Source organism: Kitasatospora sp. NPDC091257 (genome assembly GCF_044757675.1).
Taxonomy (GTDB): domain Bacteria; phylum Actinomycetota; class Actinomycetes; order Streptomycetales; family Streptomycetaceae; genus Kitasatospora; species Kitasatospora lactacystinica.
This window is the reverse complement of the sequence record NZ_JBIVVI010001869.1, coordinates 1-1,090: the sequence shown is the minus strand read 5'-3', so window position 1 is coordinate 1,090 and position 1,090 is coordinate 1. Positions and strand designations below refer to the sequence as shown.

Genomic DNA, 1,090 nt, shown 5'->3' with positions numbered 1-1,090 from the left:
GGTGTGCATGGCGCTCCCTGGATGACGTGGGAGGTGGGGGGTTGCCCCGCATCCTCTACCGTACTGAAAATTCAGTCAAGCTTTTGATGCAGGACTCCTCGAAAACCCTGAAACGATCATCAGGCAACTGGCCCGACCAGCCGAGGAGCACATAGAGTGGGCGCCCATGTCGGACCGTCGGACAGAAATACTCAAGGCCGCCACCAGGGTCATCGCCCGGCGCGGCGTACGCGGACTGCGGGTGGGCGAGCTGGCGAGCGAAGCCGGGGTGTCCACCTCGTTGATCTACTACCACTTCACCGACCGGGCCGGCCTGCTGCGCCGGACGCTCGACTTCATCAGCGACCGCGCCGACCACTACACCGCCGAACCGGACCCGGTGCCCCGGACCGAGGACCCCCGCGCCGACCTGGAACAGGTGCTGCTCCTGGAGCTCCAGGACACCGTCGAAGTACGGGAGAACAGCACCGCCTGGGGCGAGTTGAGAGCCACCGCGGTCTTCGACCCGGAGCTTCGCGAGGACCTCGCGCGAACCACCCACACCTGGGTTCACGACGTCGCCGAACTGCTCGCCCGGGCCGATCCGGGCGGCACCGCGCCGGCGCACGCGGCGGCCGCCGAACGGCTGACCGCACTCGTCGAGGGCCTGAGCGTGCGCTGGCTCAGCGGCTCGCTGCCGGTCGAGCACGCCCGCCGCCTGCTGCGCGGGGCGATCGAGGCGGAGCTGGGAGACCCCCGGCGAGGCGCCGGGGGCGGCGGGGACTCCGGAGGCAGCGGGGGCCCCGGACGAGCCGGCGGCGACGGATTCGGCCAATCCTGACGGAACCTCTAAACTCTGCGAGGCCGTGCCCGCCGCACGCCGCTTCCGCGGCCGTCGGGCCCCCGCGCACCCGAGTCCCCGACCGCCGACGTCCCGCCCGCCGACGCCACCGCCCGCCGAGAGAGGCAGCCCGCATGTCCGCTGACCGATCCCCTTTCGCCCTCCAGCCGGTCTTCCAGGCGCAGGCCGCGCTCGCCGACACCGGCCAGGTGAAGACCGGCGAAGTCCCCGCCGACCTCCAGAAGCGGCTCTCCACGGACATCGGGCGGC

Annotated in this window: 1 protein-coding gene; it reads left to right on the top strand. The window is 71.7% G+C overall.

Annotation, left to right across the window (positions count from 1 at the left end; genetic code table 11):
* Window positions 1-166: 166 nt before the first annotated feature.
* Window positions 167-820 (top strand): TetR/AcrR family transcriptional regulator, encoded by a 654-nt coding sequence (locus ACIQOV_RS42570; RefSeq protein WP_401056647.1) that lies wholly within the window; start codon window positions 167-169, stop codon window positions 818-820.
* The last annotated feature ends 270 nt before the right edge of the window (window positions 821-1,090 follow it).